Origin of the sequence: Pseudomonas sp. NPDC096925 (assembly GCF_044762545.1) — a bacterium.
Lineage (GTDB): Bacteria > Pseudomonadota > Gammaproteobacteria > Pseudomonadales > Pseudomonadaceae > Aquipseudomonas.
Window position 1 is genome coordinate 483603 of the sequence record NZ_JBIWEM010000003.1, and the last position, 19965, is coordinate 503567.

Sequence of the window (19965 nt, forward strand, 5' to 3'; positions counted from 1 at the left end):
GGGGATCAGTCGGTGCTCAGCACACCACGGCGCACCTGGTCGCGCTCGATGGACTCGAACAGGGCCTTGAAGTTGCCCTCGCCAAAGCCGTCATCACCCTTGCGCTGGATGAACTCGAAGAACACCGGGCCGAGCAGTGTTTCTGAGAAGATCTGCAGCAGCAGGCGCTTGTCGTCAGGCTGCGAGGCGCCATCAAGGAGAATGCCGCGCGCTTTCAGCTGGTCTACCGGCTCGCCGTGACCTGGCAGGCGCTCTTCGAGCATCTCGTAGTAGGTTTGCGGCGGTGCAGTCATGAAGCGCATGCCGAAGCCCTTGAGGGCATCCCAGGTCTTGAGCAGGTCATCGGTCAGGAAGGCGACGTGCTGGATACCTTCGCCGTTGAACTGCATCAGGAACTCTTCGATCTGCCCGGAGCCCTTGGACGACTCTTCGTTCAGCGGGATGCGGATCATGCCATCCGGTGCGGTCATGGCGCGCGAAGTCAGGCCGGTGTACTCACCCTTGATGTCGAAGTAGCGGATTTCACGGAAGTTGAACAGCTTCTCGTAGAAGCCCGCCCAGTACGACATGCGCCCGCGATAAACGTTGTGGGTGAGGTGGTCGATGATCTTCAGGCCGGCACCCACCGGGTTGCGGTCCACACCCTCGATGAACTTGAAGTCGATGTCATAGATCGAGCTGCCTTCCTCGAAACGGTCGATCAGGTACAGCGGCGCACCGCCGATGCCCTTGATCGCCGGCAGGCGCAGCTCCATCGGGCCGGTTTCGATTTCCACCGGCTGGGCGCCCAGTTCCAGGGCGCGGGCATAGGCCTCATGGGCGTTGCGCACGCGGAACGCCATGCCGCATACCGACGGGCCGTGTTCGGCGGCGAAGTACGAGGCGATGCTCTTGGGTTCGTTGTTCAGGATCAGGTTGATGTCACCCTGGCGATACAGGTGCACATCCTTGGAACGGTGGGTAGCCACCTTGGTGAAGCCCAGCATCTGGAATACCGGCTCGAGTACGCCAGGGGTCGGCGAAGCCAGTTCGATGAATTCGAAGCCCATCAGGCCCATTGGATTGTCGAAGATATCAGCCATGTTCGTGTCCTCATCTGCAGCGAAAATTATTGATTGCGTGGGATGTGGGACGTAAATGGTGGTGAGCACGGGATACCCCGCACGCTGCGGGCGAGGAAGTCACCTATTATCAGCTTGAACCCATGGTATGTCATGTGGACCCATTCTCGGCGGGCTTGATCCTTCGGTATCGAAGGACCTTATTGTTGTATTCGTAAATCGATTCTACATTGCGTAAAATGGTTTGTCGCGTTTTAGTTGCTCATGGGTTCCGACAAGCGGCTATCCTCTCGTAATCCTTTCTACAGATCAGGTCAGCATGCCCCTTACCGTCAAACGCCGCGCCGGCCTCGGCTGGCGCACCCTGTTGCCCTGGGTCGTCGGCGTGCTGCCGGTGGCGTGCGGCCTGGCCGTGATGAACTGGCAGATCGAGCGCGAAATGCAGGCCAGCAGCCAGGCCACCGCCCGCCAGGTGGTGGAGCACGTCGAGCGCATTCTCGACAACCTGTCCAGCGCTGCCAATGCCCTGCTGCCGCTTGTCGACAGCCCGTGCGACGAGGCTCAGCTCATGCTGCGCGCCCAGGTCACGCGCAACGCCTTCGTGCGCTCGACCAACCTGTTCCGGCACAACGCCCTTTATTGCACCTCGCTGTTCGGCGCATTCGACGAGCCGGTCAACCCCGGCGACTACGTCGACGGCAAGCTGTGGCTGATGGACGGCAACTCGGTCACCCCTGGCCACCCGCTGCTGGTTTATCGGGCCAGCGACGGCGACCGCGGCGCGATCAGTACGGTGGATGGCGAACACCTGCTGACGGCACTGCGCCTGATCGGCCCCGATGAAGTCCTGCAGATCCGCGTGGGTGATGCCTGGATGGGCAAGGATGGCATCGTGCACAAAGGTGTGCCACCTGCGGCAGCCAGCGCAAATGTGCTGCTGGGCTCGACACGCTACCCGTTCAGCGTGCATGGCGGTTATGGCGCCGACCAGCAGGGGCTGCTGTGGCGCAGCCATTACCCTGCCCTGTTCGGCTTGCTGCTGGTACTGGGTGCGGTGGCCGCCCTGGTGTGCCGCTGGCAGGTTCGTCGCGCCACCTCCCCGCGCGCCGAACTGCAACGGGCCCTGGAAGCCGACGAGTTCCTGCCGTATTTCCAGCCGGTGGTGCGCAAGGGTGATTACCGCTGGGCCGGCGCCGAAGTACTGATGCGCTGGAACCACCCGCGCGAAGGACTGGTACGCCCCGACCTGTTCATCCCCTATGCCGAACACAGTGGCCAGATCGTCGCCATGACCCGTGCGCTGATGATGCACACCGCGCAGAACCTTGCACCCTATGCCGGGCTGCTGGAAGACGGTTTCCATATCGGCATCAACATCACTGCCGACCACTGCCGCGACTTCAGCCTGCTGGACGACTGCCGCACGTTCCTCCAGCACTTCCCGCCAGGCCGGGTGGTGCTCACCCTGGAGCTGACCGAGCGCAAGCTGATCGAGGCCACACCGGTGGCCCTGGAACTGTTCGAGAAGCTCAACGCCATGGGTGTGAAGATCGCCCTGGACGATTTCGGCACCGGTCAGTCAAGCCTCAACTACCTGCGCCAGTTCAAGGTCGACTACCTGAAGATCGACCAGAGCTTCGTTGCCATGATCGGTGCCGACGCACTGTCGGTACACATCCTCGAGACCATCATCGAGCTGTCGGCCAAGCTGGGCCTGGGCATCGTTGCCGAAGGCGTGGAAACCGAAGCACAGCGCGATTACCTGGCCCGTCACGAGGTGGACTTCCAGCAGGGCTACCTGTTCGCCAGGCCCATGCCGGCTGCCCAGTTCCTCGAGGCGCTGGCGGCACGCCCGGCTGCATCGCGGTTGCCGCAAGCCGCGCCCCCTGAGATCATGCGCGGCTGATCCACCCGCTCAATTCCCTATTCGAGGCATTCGTGTCAAAAGGCATTCTCTCGTCGGTCATGGCGTCCTGTCTGTTCGCCGTGATGTACTTCTATACCTCTCTGCTCACGCCGCTCGATGGCGAGGAGATCTTTGGCTGGCGCACCCTGTTGACGCTGCCCTGCCTGACCCTGTTCATGCTTGTCTCGAAAGACTGGAAACGGGTGGGCGAACTGCTCGCTCGGGCAAGACGCACGCCGCTGCTGTTGCTGGGCATGGTCGGCACATCGTGGCTGATGGGCGTGCAGCTATGGCTGTTCCTCTGGGCCCCCCTGCACGGGCGCAGCCTGGAAGTGTCGATGGGCTACTTCCTGCTGCCGCTGGCCATGGTCCTGACCGGGCGGCTGGTGTATGGCGAGCGCCTGTCACGCCTGCAGAAGGTGGCCGTGGCCTGCGCTGCGCTGGGCGTGGGCCACGAGCTGTACCAGCATGGCAGTTTCGCCTGGGAAACCCTGGTGGTGACGATCGGTTACCCGATCTACTTCGTGTTGCGCAAGCGCTGCCGCACCGAGCACCTGGGTGGCCTGTGGTGCGACATGTGCCTGCTGTTGCCCTGGGCGTTGTACTTCGTGATCCAAGGCCCGCTTTCTCCTGCCGATCTGCAGGCACACCCCGGGTTGTATGCGTTGATCCCGATCCTCGGGGCGATCAGTGCATCGGCCCTGATCGCCTACGTGCTGGCCAGCCGCTTGCTGCCGTTCAGCCTGTTCGGCCTGCTCAGCTACGTCGAACCGGTGCTACTGGTCGGCGTGGCGCTGCTGCTGGGCGAAACCATCGGCCCGGACCAGTGGCTGACCTACCTGCCGATCTGGGCCGCGGTGCTGGTGCTGGTGATCGAAGGTTTCAAACACCTGCTGCGTCAACGCCGCCGTTCGGTGTAAGCCGAACCTGGCGCACTCGCCGCTCCTCGACCGCTTCCACGGTCAGCGTCCAGCCATTCCAGGCCAGGCGGTCACCCACCATGGGCAGGCGGTCGAGCAGGCTCATCACCAGCCCCGCGAGGGTCTGGTAGTCCTCGGTGGCGCGGGCGCTGAAGCCGGTACGCGCTTGTACCTGGCTCAGGTTCAACGCACCGCTGACCACAAAACCTTCACCTTCCGGGACGATACCCGGGCCTTCGACCTCGCTGGCATCCGGCAGCTCACCGGCAATCGATTCGAGAATGTCGGTCATCGTCAGCAGGCCGGTGAAGTCACCGAACTCGTTGACGACGAAGGCGATGTGCGTCGACTGGGCTCGCATCTGCTCAAGGGCGTTGAGGATACTGAAGCTCTCCAGCAGGTTCAGCGGTACCCGCGCCATGCCCTCCAGGTCGGGCTGGCTGCCTGACAGCAGTTCCTTGAGCAGTTCCTTCTTGTGCACGAAGCCCAGTGGCTCGTCCACGCGGCCATCGCGGATCAACGGCAGGCGCGAGTACGGCGAATGGGCCAGGGCCTGGGCAACGGCGTCGGCCGGCTGCGCCAGATCGATCACATCGACCTCGGCGCGGGCGGTCATCACTGTGCGGATCGGCCGCTCGGCCAGGTTCAGCACGCCACTGATCATTACCCGTTCGCGGCGGTCGAACAACACCTGCTCCTCACCACCTTCGACCAGGTCGGCGATTTCCTCGCCCACCTCGTCAGCCTCGACCCGGCGGCCACCCAGCAGGCGCAGCACCGCATGCGCGGTGCGCTCACGCAGTGGTCGGTGCTGCTGCAGGCTGCGCTTGCGGCGGGCACGGGCCAGCTGGTTGAACAGCTCGATCAGGATCGAGAAGCCGATGGCCGCATACAGGTAACCTTTGGGGATATGGAAGCCCAGGCCTTCGGCGGTCAGGCTGAAGCCGATCATCATCAGGAAGCCCAGGCACAGCATGATCACCGTGGGGTGGGCGTTGACGAAGCGGGTCAGCGGCTTGCTGGCAACGATCATGATGCCGATCGAGAAGATTACCGCGATCATCATCACCGACAACTGCTCGACCATGCCCACCGCGGTGATCACCGCGTCCAGCGAGAACACCGCATCGAGCACCACGATCTGCGCGACAATCGGCCAGAACGCAGCGTGGCGCACCACACCGCTGGCCTGGGCGACGTGGCCTTCCAGGCGTTCATGCAGCTCCATGGTGGCCTTGAACAGCAGGAAAACACCACCGAACAGCATGATCAGGTCACGGCCCGAGAAGCTCTTGTCGAACACCTCGAACAACGGCGCGGTCAGGGTGACCATCCACGAGATACTGGCCAACAGGCCCAGGCGCATGATCAACGCCAGGCTCAGGCCAATGACCCGCGCGCGGTCGCGCTGGTGCGGCGGCAGCTTGTCGGCAAGAATGGCGATGAACACCAGATTGTCGATACCCAGCACCAGCTCGAGGACGATCAGCGTCAACAGGCCCAGCCAGGCCGTGGGGTCGGCTAGCCATTCCATTAGCGGGTACTCACGAGGGCAGCGTCACGTGGACGGGAGAAGGAAGGCCGTAAAGGCCGGGGACTGGGGGGCTCCGCGAAGGTGCTCATATAGACCTTGATAGCAAATAGGAAGAATGATCCTACAAGCGCTGCAGCATTCCCTGATAGCGCAAAACTATTACAAAACCTGTAACAACATCTCGGAGCCACGCTCTCATAGAACTGCACATAACTCATTGAATTAGCGGGGACCCTGTGGGAGCGGCTTTAGCCGCGAACACCGGCGCAGCCGGTGCCATGCACCGCGTTGGATTCTTCACGGCTAAAGCCGCTCCCACAGAGTACGAGGATCGCTTGCGAATTCAGTTATCTGTGCGACAGCGCAGCCCAAAGGGCTGGGCAATCTCCCACAGGGAAATGCATTGGTCCGGAGTGGGTACTTTTCTTCAATACCACAGGCTGCCGATACCCGAGCATGGAGGCCCCCCTCAACCACACGGATCACCCTCATGAGCCTGTCCCTGTCCATGGCCGCTTTCGCACTGGCGGCCTCGATCTCCCCCGGCCCGGTCAACATCGTCGCGCTGGGCAGCGGTGCCCGCCATGGCCTGCGTGCCAGCCTTGCGCATGTGGCCGGTGCCACGCTGGGCTTCTGCCTGCTGCTGGTGCTGGTCGGGCTTGGCCTGCATCAACTGCTGCTGCGCTGGCCTTTGCTGGGCCTGCTGTTGCACTGGGGCGGCGTGGCGTTCCTGCTGTACATGGCATGGAAGCTGGCCAGCGACGACGGGCAGCTCGGCAGCGCACATCCCACCCAGGCCCCTTCGGCCTGGCACGGCGCGGCGATGCAATGGCTCAACCCCAAGGCATGGCTGGCAGCGGTGGCCGGGGTGGGTGCCTACACCGGCGGTGAGCAGCAGTTGCTGTGGCTGTTTACCTGGATCTACGGGCCGATCTGCTTCATTTCGGTGGCCAGCTGGGCGTGGGCCGGAAGCGTGGTTCGTCAGTACCTGGGCAACCCACGGCACATGCGCCTGCTGAATCGGGGCTTGGCGGCCTTGCTGGTGGGCAGCGCGGTTTACCTGGTCATTTAAGGCTGGCTGCACACCGGCCTGTCGCTGGCAAGCCAGCCCCCCCCCGGCCGCGCTGCCCTCAAGACCTGTGCAGTACCTGTGGGAGCTGGCTTGCCGGCGATAGGGCCATGACGGCCAACAGGGCAATTCAACCGAATGCGTTGCGGTAATGCCCCGGCGTCGCCGCCAGGTGCTGTTTGAAGGCCCGCTGCAGGTGCGCCTGGTCGGCAAACCCGGCCTCATGTGCAACCTCGGCAATTGCCCGGCCCAGGCGCAGTTGCGCCCTGGCCAGTTGCACGCGCTGATCGAGCAGGTAGCCATGCGGCGTCAGCCCGAAGCGTTGGCGGAACGCACGAATCAGGTACGAGCGCGACAGGCCGCAGGCCGCGCAGATGTCGTCCAGGCTCAGCGGATCGCTACGGTGGGCGCGTATGAACGCTGCCGCCGCGTCCAGCCGCGGGTTGCCCTCGTCGTTCACGCCAACATTACCGTCAAGCAAATCCGGCAGTGCGCCAAACAGCGCCGCCAGGCGGGCTTCCCGGTCTGGCACGCTGGCGTCGAACAGGTCGGCAAAGGCCTGCAACAGGCACCGGTACAACGCCGGCGAGCTACTCCAGGTCTGGGCCGGCAAGGCAAACCCCAGCGCCTGCAACCAAGGCATATCGACAAACAACATCAGGTAGGACCACGGCTCCCCGGCGATGGGGTTGCAGGCATGCACCACACCTGGGTTCATCAGCACCGTGGTACCGGCCTCCACCTTGATACGCTGGTCACCGTTGAGGTAGGTGCTGTGCCCACCCGTGATCACCCCGATGGAAAAGCTCTCATGGGAATGCGCGGCGTAGCACACCTGCCGCCCGTCCCCTACCCGCCGGGCTTCGACGAAGGGCAGCGCCGGGTCGCGCCAGAACCGTGATACCTCGATCATCCCTCACCCCGCTCGCAGCTGCCATGCGCCCGGATACTACACGCTTATCGCGGAAACAGGTCCAACGTCCGCTCCACTTCGCCAATATCGATCGTGAAACCATCGCCTTCGGGTATCCCGACCACAAAGCCGAAATGCTGGAGGTCACGGTCCGTCAGGTACTTGTAGTAGCTGACAAACCGGTTTGGCGGCTGCAAGGTCAGCAGGCAACCGCCGGCCTGCAATACATTCACCCCATGCACCAGCTGGCTACCCTCTACACCAATGACCACCCGTGCCCCGGCGCAGGCCGCGACGATACTTGGTACATCGGTCTTCAGCGGGTCGACGATGCGAAAGCCGCGGGTGGCGCGCAAGTGCTCGGCCAACGCCAGCTCATTGCGCAACAGGCGCAGGTCACCATCGCCACCACGCAGCAGAAACACCCCAGGGTGTGGGGCATACAGCACATGCGACAGCAACTTGTCGCCCATGGCCCGGTAGCGGGAATGCCGACTGCGGTTGTTGGCCAGGTCATCGAACAACACCAGCTCGCGGAAAAACGCACTGCGCAGGCGCAGCGGGTTCATCTCCAGCCAGTCTTCATAGGCCGGCGCCTGGGTAAACAGCGGGAATCTGGCCGAGGGCGCGGTGGTTACCGGTATACCTTCGTTACAGGCCAGCGCATAGGTCGGGCAATCCTCCATCAACCAGGTACCGAACCACGTATTGCCATTTTGCGTGCAATAGATGGCCGCACGGTCGATTTCATTGTCCACCATGATGGTCGGCAGGAGGCCCGGCTTCAGCGACAGCCAGTGGCTGGCGTTGCCCTTGTACAAGGCCCCGTCGACCAGCCACACCTCCTTGATCAGGTAACCGCGGGTTGGCCCTTGCAGCGTGCTGATACCGCCCTCCATGGTGCGTGCAGGGTGCACGTAGGGATAGAAACGCTTGCCTTCCCAGCCCGTCACCCGCTCCAGTTGGCCTGGCAGGTAAAAGGCCGGGGGCGAGACCGTGACTTCACCAGGGGCAATGTCCCAGCTCTTGGCCGCGATGCTCTTGAGGTCGATGGTGCTGTTCCCGCCCAGCCGTTTGCGCGCCATATAACGGTAGGCGGCCAAGGTCCAGGTGTGCTGCCTGTCTGCGGGCGCTGGACTGAACTGCGAGATGTCGCTTCCCATGAAGCGTCCTCCCTTGGTGACAAGGTCAAAAGCCTGACGCGAGGCGCCAGATCAACGCCTCCCTGGCATCCGTTCAGTTGCACATGACCCTTTCCATGGTGGGCGGTGACTGCAGGTTGGCGTAACGGCGACGCAAGCTTTCCACGAACGGTTCGCCCGCCCCGTTGCCACCATAGAAATAAATCTTGTGCAGGCCACCAAACACCATTTCCTGGTAGCGGCTGGCAACTTCCTCGTCACTCGGGCCCTCGGGCAACCCCAGATGCAGCGTGAGTTTGTCGCCTTCGAGCGCGAACATCGGCGTGTCCCAGAGGAACTTTGCCGTGCCGGTTCTGGGTAAGCGGACAAACAGACAGGCATGGTTACCCAGCGAATCGATATCGCCACCGCGACGGCGCTTCCATTTCAACAAACCGTCATCCGGGCGCGCCAGGCAAAGACCGATGTCGTAATAATCGAAGCCCTGCATCAACGCCCACTCAAGGGCCATGAAAGTGGTGATCGAGTTCACCTCACGCAACTTCCGTGCATCGGTAAACACCGCCTCGCAATAGCCGAAACGCAACGTGCTCCAATAACGCTTGCCCGCGCGTACCACTTCACAGCCAAGGTGGCAGCCGATCACTTCATCGCCCAAGGTGATCAAGTCGAGCCGGCCGACGCCCCTGGCAATGCGAAACACTTCTTCAGTGGGAAACTGCGCGGCATGGATACCCTGCCTGGCGCTGGCATAGGGGCGCAGCAGGTCGCGGTCGGCCATGGCGATCTCGTCGTCCGAGAGGGCCTGGCGCATCTGGTACAACGGGCGGTTCTTGCGGATGCTGCGCCGCAACTCGCTGTCGTAGCGCGCCGTGATGTCCTCCAGCGAGCGCCCGAGCGGCACCACGGCGCTCAGGTAATGCGGCACCGACAATGCCCCCGACGTCGGCATTTCGCTGACCACCACCACGTGGTTGGGCGCAATCGTCGCGCTTGCGCTGTCAATTACTGCAGCATTGCCCTGGCCCTTGCCGGCAATCAGCAGCTTGGCCATTTCCCGCTGCTGCTTTCGGCCGATATATAAAATTTCGTACGGGCTTTCCTGCTGCAGCCGAAACCTGGCAACTTCCCACCGCCAGAAACAGGCACGCGCCATCACTTCAAGCCCCTTGCTGGCCAGCTGTCTCATTTCGTAGCGTATTGAGGGCGAGATGAGTTTTCGCGCCACTGCCGTCAAGGTCGCTTTCATTTCTTCTTCGAGGTCCTTCGATGTGTACCAAGGTCTATCGGAAAAGGACAACAATTCAGCAAGAAGCACGTATCCTATTGATATTCAGGAATTATCCAGTAACCCCATGTCAACTAACAATTTAAGGTGCGCACAAACACTTTAGCAAGTGGCATTTTGATTGCATTTCATGAATGCGCCGGGAAGTTTTGCAAAGTTTCATGACGTCAAATTTCCTGCAGGAAAGGCTCACCCAACAAGCACTTTTCTATCGGTATATCCCATCCGCGCTATCCCATTACCACTTGGCTATAGAGAAATAACGTTTGATGCCTTCTTTGCATAGAAGGAGCATCAAGATGCCATCCAACCCCCATCAATCTTTGCTCCAGGCGCAATTGCCGCACTGGGCACGCCAGGCGACACCCAACCAGTGGGCCGCGTTGAAGCAAACACAGGTCGCCCCGTGGCAGGCGCAGGACTGGTTCGCCAACGCAGCCCCCGGCCTGCGCCAGGCAGTGCACGCCAGTCAGGCGCGGCTGATGCAGGCGCAAGCAGCCTTGGCCTGCTCACTCAAAGGCCTGAAACAGATCACTGAATTTGCCGAGCCATTGCTGCGCGCACGCCTTGCTGAACAAGGCTTTCACGCACCGCTGCGCAATACCCAACTGCTGCGGGTGGAGCGCAGCTGGCACTGGACCGTCCTGCGCTATATCTACCGCCATCGTCGTGACAACCTGCTACAGGGTGCCCTGCAGAACTTCGCTGACGACGAGGCGTTCTCCCCGGAAAGTGCCATTGCCCTGAGCGACAACATTCAGGTCACGCCGATGCGGGTACACGGCGCCTTCCCCCTCGGCATGCAAGTACCCGTGGCGCGCGTTGCGCTGGAGTCTGAGCGTTATCAGGTGGAACGGCTGCCCCTCGCGCCCGCCGCTTTCGCCACACTGTGCCGTGACCTGGACCTGGGTAACGCTTACCAGGCCCACCTGGAAGAACACTTCGCACGACCCGCTACCCGGGCATTGGCCATCAGGGTGCAAAAAGACCGCCTGCGCCTGGCAGCCGACCTTGCCTGTCTGCGGCACCTGCTTGACGGCAACGCGCGCGATCAGGTCGAACAGCTGTTGCAGAGCGGCGCAGTGAGGTGCTGGCAACTGGCGCTGTTCGGCACAGACCTGCACGAAGTCATGCTGATCGATGCCGGCCGTGCGGGTCTGGTGCTGTATTTGCCCGGCCATGACCCGGCCCTGCGTCAATGCAACAACCTGGACGCGGTACACGATACGCTGGCGACCTTGCTGCTGGAACCCGATGCCCGCCAGGCCTTCACGGCCTACATCAGGCAGGACGAACGCACGCACTTTCTCGACCTGCTGCAACAAAATCTCGACGCCACGGGCAGCACTGCCTACGACCGCCCTTGGCAGCGCGCGGCGCATGCGGACCTGCGCCCAACCCGCGTGGCCATCACGGCCGAGCCTTTCGGCCACTACCAGGACCTGCACCTGGCCCGCCTCAAGCACGAAGCCAGCCTGCTGGCGGTCCCGACAGCGACGGCCGATGCCAACGCGCGGGCCAGGCGCCAGGAGGAATGGGAAAGCCTTGGCCTGGACGCGCTCAATATCGCCGCGTTCTTCATTCCAGGTGCAGGCACCCTGATGCTGGCCGTCACTGCCTGCCAGCTGCTCGGCGAGGCCTTCGAGGGCTACGAGGCCTGGGATGAAGGCGACCGCCACCTGGCGCTGCGCCACCTGGAGGCGGTCGGCCTGAACCTGGCCGTGATCGGTGGCTTCGTGGCCGCGGGCAAGGTGATACCCAAGCTGTTCAACAGCCCGTTGATGGAAAACCTGCAGCAAATACGCGGTAACGACGGACGCTACCGGCTATGGAATGAAGACCTCACCCCCTACCGCAGTAGCGTGACACTGCCGGAAAACCTGCCGCCCAATGCACTTGGCCAGTACCTGTACGAGGGCCGGCGCTTCATCCGCATGGACGGCCAATTGTTCGAGCAACGCTTCGACAACCACCTGCAGCAATGGCGGGCCATTCACCCCGAGAAGCCCGATGCCTGGCAGCCACCGCTGGTGCACAATGCCCAAGGCGCCTGGCGTGGCCAGCATGAACAGCCCGGCCAGTGGCCATTCGCGAAGCTGGTGCGCCGTCTTGGCGAGGCCTATGCCGCGTACACGCCAGAACAGCTGGCGCAGGCCGGCCGACTCTGTGGCATCGACGCAGCGCGCTTGCGCCGGGTGCACCTGGAAGGCCAGCCAACGCCGCCGCTGTTGCTCGATGCCCTGCAGCGCATGGCGGCACAGGCTGAGGTAGAGGCGTTGGCCGACAAGGCCCCGCCGGGCCAGTTCGAGGAACGCTACAACGGCAGTGCGGCCAACACTCCGTCAATGCAGAAGCTGCTCGACGCCTATCCGCGGCTCTCCCCTGCCCTGGCCAGGCGTTTGCTGGCACCGCTGGGCGAGGCCGAATCGCTCGCGTGGCAACAGCACGGTCAGTTGCCCACACAGGTTCGCCAGTCGCTGGAGCAGGTGCACAGTGAGCTGCCCCTGGTACGCGCGCTGGAAGGCCTGCTGCAGCCAGCCCGGGCCAGCAGCGACAGCGAACGCCTGCTGTTCAGCGCACTGGATGCGATGCCCGACTGGCCTGCAGACCTGCGCCTGGAACTGCACGGCGCCAGCCCCGATGGCCCTCGGCTGGAGCATGTCGGCAGCGACCAGGCCACCACCCTGCGCTGCGTGATCAAATCGGCCGAAGGCTATGAGGTCGACCGGGGCGAGCGCCCTGCACCAGCGCCGCGAGATCCGGACCTCTGCCGCGCCGTAGAGCAGGCACTGTCTCGCTCGCAACGCGACAGGCTGGGGATCCCGACGGCCGATGGCAGCTCGCTACGCCAGCGTGTACTGGGTTGGGTCGACAAGCACAGGGAGACATTGGCCCAGCGGCTCTGGGGGCACCGGGCGCTGCTGCGCAAGCCCATGGGCCGCTTGCTCGGCGGTCGGCCGCTCGCCCCCGAACCGCCGCAGCCGCGCCTGGCAGGCTCGCTGGCCGGGGCCTATCGCCGCTTGTTCCCGAACGCCACCGACCAGGAGTTCGAAAACTGGCTCGGCAACGAGGAGGACAACCCGTACGTCGACGACATTCGCTCACCTACACAACGCCTGCGCGACCTGCAGCAGCGCCTGGATACCCTGCGCCGCGACCTGCAGGAATGGGCCCGGCCCGATCCGCAACGCCCTCACCAACGGCACCTGGCCATCCGCCCCATCCTCAACGCCTGGCGGCGGCTGTCAACCGTAGCGCTTGAAGGGGGTGGCCACCTGCACAGCCTGGACCTTTCCGACCTGGAACTGGACAACCAGGCCTTGGCCAGCCTGGCCCTGCCGGATGACTTCACCCATGTGGAGCACCTGGCACTCAGCAACAATCGTTCGCTCAGCCAGTTGCCGGCCGAATTCTATGAACGTTTCCCCAACCTCAAGCGCCTGCTGCTGACCGACTGCCGGTTCGACGCCGTGCCCCGCCTGGTCAGGCCTGAGCACCTCACCTGGCTGGACCTGGAAGGCAACCGCATTACCTGGGATGCCCGGGCCCAGCAAGCGCTGAACCGCTGCTCCGGGCTTGCAGTCCTGGACCTGTCGGGCAACCCGCTACTGCAGGCCCCGGACCTGCGCGGGCTGGCCTACCTGAAAACACTGTTCCTGAACGACTGTGCGCTCAGCGAATTGCCGCAAGGCCTTGACCAGGTGCTCGAGCCCCTCATCCTGGACATTGGCGACAACCAGCTGCTGCGGCTGCCAGACGGTTTCAACGTGCCACGGCCCGTTGCAGAGGCCCTGCGCCTGGAAAGCGACTGGCTGGGCGCACCCGTGCTTGCGCAGATCGAGGCCTACAACGCCGTGCACCAGGTGGACCTGCTGGTGTGCGCAGGCGACTACCTGGAATTCTTCGAACGAACCGGCCAGGCCGAAATGGCCCTGTGGCAACGGTTACCGCTGCAGTACCGCCGCGACCTCAGGCCCTTGCTCGAACTTGAACCGTTCCTGTCCCACCCGCGGTTTGCCCATACAGAGTTCTGGCGGCGCCTGACCTTGATCGACGCAGACCCCGTCCTGCGCCAGCAATGGTTGACGCACCCACCCTACGACCTGTTCAACCTACCGCTTTGACATTGACCCGGATGCCTGCCTGTCCGACAGGCAGGCACTTGCACCGATGTTAAGCCAGACTGGTGTTTTTCCGGCGGCCGGTGCATGCTCGCAGCTGAAGCGATTCACCTGGCTCGAAACCCGCCCAGCAATGTGAGGTGCAGTACCCATGGACCGTCTGCTCGATTCACTCTTCCCAAGCGCCGAGAACATCCCGGAAACCTGGCGCCTGGAAGCCCCCCTTGAACAACGCGACTACCTGGTGAACGGTGAACTCAGGCGCTGGGACGGGCCCCTGGCCACGGTGCGCAGCCCGGTCTGGCTCAAGGAAGGCAATGAAGAACGCCAAGTGGTGCTGGGCAGTGCCCCACTGCTCGATGCCGACACCGCGCTCAGCGCACTCGATGCTGCTGTGCAAGCCTACGACAAAGGCCGCGGCGCTTGGCCAAACATGCGCGTGGCCGAACGCATCCAGCACGTCGAAACCTTCCTGGCGCGCATGCGTGAACAGCGCCAGGCCGTGGTCAAGCTGCTGATGTGGGAGATCGGCAAGAACCTCAAGGATTCGGAAAAGGAATTCGACCGCACCTGTGACTACATCGTCGACACCATCAATGCCCTCAAGGACCTCGACCGCCGCTCCAGCCGCTTCGAGCTGGAACAGGGCACGCTGGGCCAGGTCCGCCGTGCGCCGCTGGGTGTGGCCCTGTGCATGGGGCCATACAACTACCCGCTGAACGAAACCTTCACTACGCTGATCCCGGCGCTGATCATGGGCAACACCGTGGTGTTCAAGCCGGCCAAGTTCGGCGTGCTGCTGATTCGACCATTGCTCGAAGCTTTCCGTGACAGCTTCCCGCCGGGGGTGATCAACGTCATCTATGGCCGTGGCCGGGAAACGGTGAGCGCGCTGATGGCCAGCGGCAAGGTCGATGTGTTCGCCTTCATCGGCACGCACAAGGCCGCCAGCGACCTGAAAAAACTGCACCCGCGCCCGCACCGCCTGCGCGCCGCGCTGGGCCTGGATGCCAAGAACCCGGGCATTGTGCTGCCCCAGGTGGACCTCGACAACGCCGTCGAAGAGGCAGTCACCGGTGCGCTGTCGTTCAATGGCCAGCGCTGCACGGCACTGAAAATCCTGTTCGTCCACGAGGACGTCGTCGATGCCTTCCTCGACAAGTTCCAGCGCAAGCTGGCCGCGCTCAAGCCCGGCATGCCATGGGAGCCTGGCGTAGCGCTGACACCGCTGCCCGAGCCCGGCAAGGTCGACTACCTTGACGGCCTGGTCGCCGATGCCACCGCCAAGGGCGCACGCGTGCTCAACGAAGGCGGCGGGCACAGCCGTGGCTCGTTCTTCTACCCGGCCGTGCTGTACCCGGTAAAGCCGGACATGCGCGTCTACCACGAAGAGCAGTTCGGCCCGTTGGTGCCAGTGGTGCCATACCGCGACCTGCAGACAGTGATCGACTATGTGCTGGACTCCGACTACGGCCAGCAACTGAGCCTGTTCGGCAATGACCCGGCAACCATCGGCAGCCTGGTCGACATCTTCGCCAACCAGGTCGGGCGCATCAACATCAACGCGCAATGCCAGCGCGGCCCCGACACCTATCCGTTCAACGGCCGCAAGAACAGCGCCGAAGGCACCCTGTCGGTACACGACGCCCTGCGTGTGTTCTCGATCCGCACGTTGGTCGCAACGCGCTTCCAGGAGGCCAACAAGGAACTGATCAGCGAGATCATTCGCAACCGGCAGTCGAGCTTCCTGACCACCGACTACATCTTCTGACGGCCGCGTTTATAGAGAATCGATCTATCAGCGCTGTCGATTTTCCATCCGCGAAAACGACTCTAAGCAACAGGGCGCCCACCGGCGCCCACTTCCAAGGAGAGTCGAACATGGCAGCCAAACCCATTCCCGAAGGCCAGCACAGCATCACCCCCTACCTGGCCATCAATGACGCCGCCAAGGCCATCGAGTTCTACAAGAAGGCCTTCGCTGCCGTCGAGATGTTCCGCCTCGACGCCCCGGGGGGCCGCGTCGGCCATGCCGAGCTGAAGATCGGCGACTCGTCGCTGATGCTTGGCGACCCCTGCGACATGGAGGGCGGTCTCACCGCCAGCCAGAAGCTCAGCGGCGCAGGCGTTGGCCTGCACCTGTATGTCGAGGACTGCGACAAGGTCTACGCCCAGGCCCTGGCGGCCGGCGCCACCCAGCTGAGTGCGGTGACGGACCAGTTCTACGGCGACCGCAGCGGCACCCTGAAAGACCCGTTCGGCAACATCTGGTTCGTTTCCACCCACAAGGAGGACCTGACCCCCGACGAGATCCGCGCCCGCGCGGCGAAAATGTTCAGTGCAACTGAGCGGTAAGTTGAAAGCGGCGCGACTTTGCTTGAAGCTTGGAGCTCGTAGCTGGGAGCTGCTTCATGCGAATCATCGACAAAACCGCCGCACAGGTCCGTAGCCTGACCCCCGCAGAAGAGGAGCTGCTGGTCGGCTTTGCCACCGGCAGCCTCACCGGCCCACGCCTGCTACAGGCCAACCAGCTGCTGATGAAGGTACGCAACGCCAACCAGTGGCTGGCCTGCGACTGCCGCAGCGATGCCTTGCCGGTGCTCAATGTCACCCTCAACGGCAACACCGGTACGCTGTTTCTCAAGAACAACCCGGGTACTGCCGAGCACGCGCCCGGCTGCCCGTTCACCAAGGACGAGCGAGAAGCGGCCGAACGCGAAAACGACCCCGCGCCACCCGCTGCCTGGCTACCGCCCGACACACCGTTGCGCCTGATCGGCGACTTCCGCAGCGGCACCACCAGTGGCGGCGGCGATGGCAGCGAACGCCGTGAACAACAGCGCCTGCTGTCACTGCTGCTGACCTGGATCGAAACCAGCGGCCTCAACCTGTATGCCACGCACCTGAAAAAGGACCTGACCGGGCAATTTGCCGAGTTGCGCAGCGTGGCCAGCCGCTATCCGCTGCTGGAACGGGTCCCCGCCAGCAACTATCTGGAAACCCGCCTGGACATGAAGCACATGATGATGCTCAAGTCCCGCCTGCGCGAAGCCACGGTGTTCGGCAACCATCGCCGCCACGGCCTGCTGCTGGACTGCGTGGACCAGATAAAAGGGCGCAAGCTGTTCAACAACCGCAGTGAAGACGGCTTCGACTTCCAGGGCCACCACCTGTACTGGGGCGGCAACCGCACCGCCGGGCCGTTACTGGCCTTGGCGCTGTACTCGCCGACCAGTGCCGGCAGCCATTTCTACGAGCTGATTCATGTGGCCAGCGTGCCGGTGCTGTCCCGCGCCCACCTGTTCCCGGTATATCGCGACGAAGAGCGCGAGCCGCTCAAGGCCCTGGTATCGCTGGTCGACTGGATGGCCAGCAAGGGTGTGAAAGTGCAAATGCGCCGCCCGGTGATCGGTGGCCAGGTGATGGATGAACTGGTGATGACCTCGGACCAGGACCGGGTATTGTCGGTGTCGTTGCTGGAGCAACCCATCGGGCCCGAACCGGATACCGAGAATTTCAAGCGCTACGCCGACTTCAAGAGCCTGGAAACCTTCCGCAAGTTCGTAGCGGGCTTCTTCATGCGCGAGCGCTGAGGGCCGTGGGCTCGCCTTGATCTTTATAGCGCCTGTCAGATCGAGCGCCGCCCGCGCGGCGCTCGATCTGACAGGCGCTATAAATCCCGTGGTGTACCGAAATCACCCCAGGAACAGCTTGTACGCCGGGTTGTCGGTCTCATCCCAGTAGCGGTACCCCATCTCATCCAGCGCCAACGGCAACCCCGTCAACTCATCCCGCGGCACTTCCAGCGCGGCGAAAACCCGGGCCTCTGCCGCACCATGGTTGCGGTAATGGAACAGGCTGATGTTCCAACGCTTGCCAAGCCGCTCCAGAAAGCCCAGCAACGCCCCGGGCCGCTCGGGGAATTCGAAGCGCAGCACCCGCTCGTCAGCCCCGGGCGCGGCATGGCCGCCCACAGTATGCCGTACATGCAGTTTGGCCAGTTCGTTGTCGGTCAGGTCCAGTACGCTGTAGCCCTGCTCGCGCAGGCTGGCCAGCAACTGCTCGCGTGGGTCGTGCAGCGGGTGTGTCTGCACACCCACGAACAGGCGCGCCTCCTTGCCAGGGTAATAGCGGTAGTTGAACTCGGTGATCTGTCGCTTGCCCAGGGCCTGGCAGAAGGCGCGGAAGCTGCCCGGCTGTTCCGGGATGGTGACAGCGATGATCGCCTCGCGCTGCTCGCCCAGTTCGGCACGCTCAGCCACATGGCGCAGGCGGTCGAAGTTGACATTGGCCCCGGAGTCGATGGCCACCAGGGTCTGCCCCTGCACGCCGTCGCGCGCCACGTACTTCTTGATCCCGGCCACGGCCAGGGCGCCGGACGGCTCGGTGATCGAGCGGGTGTCGTCATAGATGTCCTTGATCGCCGCGCACAGCTCGTCGCTGCTCACGGTGACCACCTCGTCAACGAAGTGCCGGCACAACTCGAAGCAATGGGCGCCGATCTGCGCCACCGCCACACCATCGGCGAAGGTGCCGACCTGCGGCAGGATCACCCGCTCACCGGCGGCCATGGCAGCCTGCAGGCAGTTGGAGTCCTCCGGCTCGACGCCGATCACCTTCACCTCAGGGCGCAGGTACTTCACATAGGCGGCAATGCCAGCAATCAGCCCACCGCCACCCACCGGTACGAAGATGGCATCCAGCGCCCCCGGGCGCTGGCGCAGGATCTCCATGGCCACGGTGCCCTGCCCGGCGATCACATCCGGGTCGTCGAACGGTGGCACGAAGGTGGCGCCTTCGCTGTCGGCCAGTTTCAGCGCGTGGGCCAAGGCATGGGGGAAGCTCTCACCGTGCAGCACTACATGGCCACCGCGCGAACGTACCCCTTCCACCTTCAGCGACGGCGTGGTGGTCGGCATGACGATGGTGGCCTTCATGCCCAGGTGGGATGCCGCCAGGGCCACGCCCTGGGCATGGTTGCCCGCAGAGGCAGTGATCACCCCGCGCTCGCGCTGCACGGTACTCAGGCGTGACAAGCGGGTGTAGGCACCGCGGATCTTGAACGAGAAGGTAGGCTGCAGGTCTTCCCGCTTGAGCAAAACCTGGTTGCCCAGGCTGGCAGACAACGCGGGCGCAGACTGAAGGGGCGTTTCGATGGCCAGGTCGTACACCGGGGCGGCAAGAATGCGCCGCACCTGCTCCGACAGCAGTTGCTGAGGGGTGACGGTAGAGCGAGGGCTGACGAAGCTGGTCATCGGTGACTCCTTGGCTGTGTTCACGTTGCCCAGGAGTCAGAGAGAAAAACCCGCCTCCAGGGCGGGTTCGGTGCACGTACGCGCTAGCCCGCCAAGCTGATAATGGCGGTAATAATAATGGCGTTGACGTGCGGGAAAGTATTCATGGGGTAGGAACTTAGCCGGTAGTGCGGCACAAAGTCAACACTTCGCCTGCTGCGCCGAAAGCGGCACATCGAACACCTTGTCGAAGCCCCACTGGAAGACAAACGCGTAAACGAAGAAGAACACGAACAACGCCAGGTTGGTCAGCAACGCCGCCCACAAGCTGACATCCAGCCAGTACGCCACCAGCGGCAGCAGGATCAGCACCAGCCCGCCCTCGAAGCCCAGCGCATGCAGCAGGCGCCGCAGGAACGTGCGCTCGCGCTGGAGCTGGCGCGCTTCCCAGCGCTCGAACACCCAGTTGTAGCCCATGTTCCAGCTCATCGCGATGCCCGACATCAGCACCGACAGCACGGTCGACTGCGCCATGCCGGCACCGAACGCCAGCTCCAGCGCGGGCGCCACGCAGGCGACGGCGATGGCTTCGTAAAGAATGGCCTGGACAATCTTGCGTGCCTTGCCTTGCATGTTCAGCTCCCTGGTTCAACGACCTGTAAAGCTACAAGAAGTGGCCCACAAGAAAAAGCCAGAAATTTGGACAAGCCTGCGTTCGGCTGCTTGTATCTATCCAGTACAAACGGCGACAAGTCGTACAACTTCGTCCAGGGAATC

General features: G+C 63.3%; 14 protein-coding genes. 7 read left to right on the plus strand and 7 right to left on the minus strand.

All coding sequences use genetic code 11. The features are described from left to right. Positions 1–5: 5 nt before the first annotated feature. Positions 6–1082, minus strand: a complete 1077-nt coding sequence (gene hppD, locus ACIQYU_RS12660; RefSeq protein WP_025339331.1) for a 4-hydroxyphenylpyruvate dioxygenase — start codon at positions 1080–1082, stop codon at positions 6–8. Positions 1083–1380: 298 nt separating this feature from the next. Here hppD and ACIQYU_RS12665 point away from each other — a divergent pair, with 298 nt between their 5' ends. Both ACIQYU_RS12665 and rarD read left to right on the plus strand, forming a co-directional pair. Beyond that, positions 1381–2967: an EAL domain-containing protein gene (locus ACIQYU_RS12665; protein WP_207832567.1), complete on the plus strand. Its 1587-nt coding sequence runs from the start codon at positions 1381–1383 to the stop codon at positions 2965–2967. A 32-nt stretch (positions 2968–2999) separates the two neighbouring features. Then, positions 3000–3887: an EamA family transporter RarD gene (rarD, locus tag ACIQYU_RS12670; protein ID WP_207832565.1), complete on the plus strand. Its 888-nt coding sequence runs from the start codon at positions 3000–3002 to the stop codon at positions 3885–3887. Here rarD and ACIQYU_RS12675 read toward each other — a convergent pair. After that, on the minus strand, positions 3850–5421 hold the full coding sequence (locus ACIQYU_RS12675) for a TerC family protein (RefSeq protein ID WP_233687666.1): 1572 nt from the start codon (positions 5419–5421) through the stop codon (positions 3850–3852). The genes rarD and ACIQYU_RS12675 overlap by 38 nt on opposite strands. A 490-nt stretch (positions 5422–5911) precedes the next feature. Here ACIQYU_RS12675 and ACIQYU_RS12680 point away from each other — a divergent pair, with 490 nt between their 5' ends. Next, a complete protein-coding gene (locus ACIQYU_RS12680) occupies positions 5912–6493 on the plus strand; it encodes a LysE family translocator (protein ID WP_063914233.1) in 582 nt (193 codons plus the stop codon). Positions 6494–6620: 127 nt separating this feature from the next. Here ACIQYU_RS12680 and ACIQYU_RS12685 read toward each other — a convergent pair whose 3' ends face one another. From ACIQYU_RS12685 to ACIQYU_RS12695, 3 genes are all read right to left on the minus strand, one after another. Beyond that, positions 6621–7403, minus strand: coding sequence for an AraC family transcriptional regulator (locus tag ACIQYU_RS12685; protein ID WP_063914234.1), 783 nt, complete (start codon positions 7401–7403; stop codon positions 6621–6623). 44 nt (positions 7404–7447) lie between these two features. Next, positions 7448–8566 carry a glycosyltransferase family 61 protein gene (locus tag ACIQYU_RS12690; RefSeq protein WP_207832561.1) on the minus strand — a complete coding sequence of 373 codons (1119 nt, stop codon included), beginning with the start codon at positions 8564–8566 and terminating at the stop codon, positions 7448–7450. Between the two features lie 73 nt (positions 8567–8639). After that, positions 8640–9794, minus strand: coding sequence for a hypothetical protein (locus ACIQYU_RS12695; RefSeq protein WP_207832558.1), 1155 nt, complete (start codon positions 9792–9794; stop codon positions 8640–8642). A gap of 338 nt (positions 9795–10132) precedes the next feature. Between ACIQYU_RS12695 and ACIQYU_RS12700 the strand changes: the two genes are divergently transcribed. The 4 genes from ACIQYU_RS12700 (at position 10133) to ACIQYU_RS12715 (ending at position 17547) form a co-directional block, all read left to right on the plus strand. Next, positions 10133–13957, plus strand: a complete 3825-nt coding sequence (locus ACIQYU_RS12700; protein ID WP_343584844.1) for a leucine-rich repeat domain-containing protein — start codon at positions 10133–10135, stop codon at positions 13955–13957. A gap of 148 nt (positions 13958–14105) precedes the next feature. Then, complete coding sequence (locus ACIQYU_RS12705) at positions 14106–15725, plus strand: NADP-dependent glyceraldehyde-3-phosphate dehydrogenase (RefSeq protein WP_207832554.1); 1620 nt, start codon at positions 14106–14108, stop codon at positions 15723–15725. Positions 15726–15835: 110 nt separating this feature from the next. Beyond that, positions 15836–16309 carry a VOC family protein gene (locus ACIQYU_RS12710; protein ID WP_233687664.1) on the plus strand — a complete coding sequence of 158 codons (474 nt, stop codon included), beginning with the start codon at positions 15836–15838 and terminating at the stop codon, positions 16307–16309. A 56-nt stretch (positions 16310–16365) separates the two neighbouring features. Further along, positions 16366–17547: a hypothetical protein gene (locus tag ACIQYU_RS12715; RefSeq protein WP_207832550.1), complete on the plus strand. Its 1182-nt coding sequence runs from the start codon at positions 16366–16368 to the stop codon at positions 17545–17547. 102 nt (positions 17548–17649) lie between these two features. Here ACIQYU_RS12715 and ilvA read toward each other — a convergent pair whose 3' ends face one another. Beyond that, positions 17650–19209, minus strand: coding sequence for a threonine ammonia-lyase, biosynthetic (gene ilvA, locus ACIQYU_RS12720; protein ID WP_402800155.1), 1560 nt, complete (start codon positions 19207–19209; stop codon positions 17650–17652). Between the two features lie 180 nt (positions 19210–19389). After that, positions 19390–19821 (minus strand): PACE efflux transporter, encoded by a 432-nt coding sequence (locus tag ACIQYU_RS12725; RefSeq protein ID WP_063914242.1) that lies wholly within the window; start codon positions 19819–19821, stop codon positions 19390–19392. Positions 19822–19965 lie beyond the last annotated feature (144 nt).